This window comes from Gardnerella sp. 30-4 (assembly GCF_001641215.1).
GTDB classification, from domain to species: domain Bacteria; phylum Actinomycetota; class Actinomycetes; order Actinomycetales; family Bifidobacteriaceae; genus Bifidobacterium; species Bifidobacterium leopoldii.
This window is the reverse complement of sequence record NZ_LXJL01000133.1, coordinates 1-2,555: the sequence shown is the minus strand read 5'-3', so window position 1 is coordinate 2,555 and position 2,555 is coordinate 1. Positions and strand designations below refer to the sequence as shown.

Here is a 2,555-nt window from a genome sequence, read left to right as displayed (position 1 = left end):
ATATTATTATATAACTGTAAAAATTACGCAAAACCAGGAGTGAAATGAACGAATCAGGCACCTTAACTTTGCGCAATATCTCTGTGTGGGATACTGGCGAACGTATTGATCTTATTGTTGATGGCGTTCGTCAGGATGCCCTTATAGAGCAGAATGCGCGCGTTACTGGCGATATTGACGCAAGTGATTGGGTTGTTGCTCCTGGTTTTGCAGATCCGCATGTGCATTTTAGAGATCCAGGACAAACAGCAAAAGAAACAATGATGACCGGCAGTGAGGCTGCGGCGGCTGGCGGTTATACGCAAGTTTTGATTATGCCAAATACTGTTCCAGCTCTTGACGGCGAGCCTTGGGAAGATGCTCCATTTGATGTAGATAATGTAGTTGACTATTTGCAGCGCTATGGTTGCATTTACGGCGTAAAATTGCCAGTTCGCTACGATTTGAGCGTGTGCGCATCATTGGGGCGTAAAGGCTTAAAACCAAGCAATATTGAGCTTTGGAAAAAGTATGTTGCTGGAATCGACGATGACGAAAAAACTTCTCCTATGAAAAAGCACCCGATTACTGCTATAAGCGACGACGGTGCTGCAGTGCCTGAACCGATTTTGCGAGATGTGTTAGCTATGGCAAAACAAACTGGTTTGCCATTCGTGGAGCATTGTGAGCATCATGATACGGGAGCTGTGAACGAGGGTCCGGTCGCAAAAATGCTTGGTGTTGGTGGAATTCCAGCTTCTACTGAGCTTGCAATTGTTCAGCGAGATATTGATGCTTCCCGCGAAACTGGCGTACATGTGCATTTCCAGCATGTGAGCACTGCTGCTGCGTTTGAAGCTATTCGTAAGGCAAAGAAAGAGGGTTTGCCGATTACGTGCGAAACTGCGCCTCACTATCTAGCTTTGTGTGATGAGGATGTTTTGCGATATGGTGCTATGGCTAAGATGAATCCTCCTCTTCGTTCAAAAGCGGATCGTCAAGCAACGCTCGCTGCTATTGCGGATGGCACAATTGACATGATTGCAACAGATCACGCGCCTCACACTGCGGAAGAAAAGTCAGGAAATTTTGCAAGCACTCCTAACGGAATTATTGGGCTTGAGTGCGCGTATGGCGTGTGCCGCAAAGTTTTGGTTGATGCAGGATATACGGACGATAAGCATTTAATCGAATTAATGGCAGTAAATCCAATGCAATTGATGAGCAGAAGACCTACTGATATTGCGGCTTTGCTTAACGTTTCTTCGCGATGCGCAAACAAGCGAACGCTGCGTTTAAGTATTACTGAACACCCTGAAAACGTTGATTTAGTGCTGATTAATATGCGCGAAAATTGGGCGGTTGATGCAAATTCGTTCCATTCAAAAGCTCGAAATACTCCTTTTGATGGATGGCAACTTACAGGAAGGCCTGTTGCGACGATTATTGGTTCAGAAATTGCTTTCTCGAGAATGTGATTGATTAAATATAAATTTGGAATGGTAGTAAATTATGGACGAACTTATTGAAGCGATTGCAGCCAAGCAAAATCCTAGCGTAGTGGGCTTGGATCCTAAGCCTGGAATTGTTCCTGCCGAAATTATTAGCTCTCTTGCGGACGAAGTTTTGCAAGAAGTAGAAGGCGAGGATGCGCTGCCAACGCTTTTAGCTACAGCTTATTTTGAGTTTAATCGTGCGATTATTGACGCAGTTGCAGATTTTGTGCCGGCTGTAAAGCCGCAAATCGCTATGTACGAGGCGCTTGGTCCTGCAGGTATCGATACTTACGCAATGACCTGCGAATACGCAAAATCGCAAGGATTAGTTGTAATAGGTGACGCAAAGCGCGGAGATATTGGCTCTACAGCTGGTCAGTATGCGGCTCATTTAAGCGGCTTCGCTAATCTTTCTGCATATTTTGAAGACGAAAATGCGACTGATAACGCACTGCCACAATCTCTTAAAAATCTTCTAAAAAGCTCTAAAAATCTTGACGTTTGGCATGAAGATTCGCTTACAGTAAACCCTTATATGGGTTCGGATGGAGTGAAGCCTTTTATCGATGAAGCATTAGCGTACGATAAAAGCATTTTTGTGCTGCTTCGCACTTCGAATCCTTCTAGCAAGGAGCTACAGGAGCTTATTTTGCAAGATGGCAAGCCAGTGTATGAGCATATGGCGGATTTGATTGAGAACTGGGGTGCTTCAAGCATTGGCAAGCACGGTTATTCAAGAGTTGGCGCAGTTGTAGGTGCCACGCATCCGCAGGAGGGCAAGCATTTGCGCGAGATTATGCCGCACACTTTCTTCCTTGTTCCAGGCTATGGCGCTCAAGGCGGTACAGCTCAAGATGTTGCAGGAATGTTTGATGCAAATTCTGAAGGCGCTATTGTAAATTCTTCGCGCGGTATTATTGGTGCTTGGAAAAAGTCTGAAGATTACGCTAAAAATCAAGGTCATATGTCTCTCGATGACATTCTTGATATTGTGCGTGATTCTGCAGCTGTTGCTGCGAAAAATATGCGTGACGACTTGCGAAATGCAGTGTATCGCTAGAATGTATAACTAAAATAAAT

The 2,555-nt window shown here is 44.7% G+C and carries 2 protein-coding genes; both read left to right on the top strand.

All coding sequences use genetic code 11. The features are described from left to right. The first annotated feature begins 44 nt into the window (after positions 1-44). Positions 45-1,457: a dihydroorotase gene (locus A5294_RS06155; RefSeq protein WP_064340714.1), complete on the top strand. Its 1,413-nt coding sequence runs from the start codon at positions 45-47 to the stop codon at positions 1,455-1,457. Between the two features lie 34 nt (positions 1,458-1,491). Continuing rightward, positions 1,492-2,535 carry an orotidine-5'-phosphate decarboxylase gene (gene pyrF, locus A5294_RS06150; RefSeq protein WP_004119036.1) on the top strand — a complete coding sequence of 348 codons (1,044 nt, stop codon included), beginning with the start codon at positions 1,492-1,494 and terminating at the stop codon, positions 2,533-2,535. Positions 2,536-2,555: the final 20 nt, after the last annotated feature.

What these genes read in the sequence shown, in the direction of transcription:
- A5294_RS06155 (WP_064340714.1), top strand. Translation starts at nt 45, where the DNA reads ATGAACGAATCAGGCACCTTAACTTTGCGCAATATCTCTGTGTGGGAT.
- pyrF (WP_004119036.1), top strand. Translation starts at nt 1,492, where the DNA reads ATGGACGAACTTATTGAAGCGATTGCAGCCAAGCAAAATCCTAGCGTA.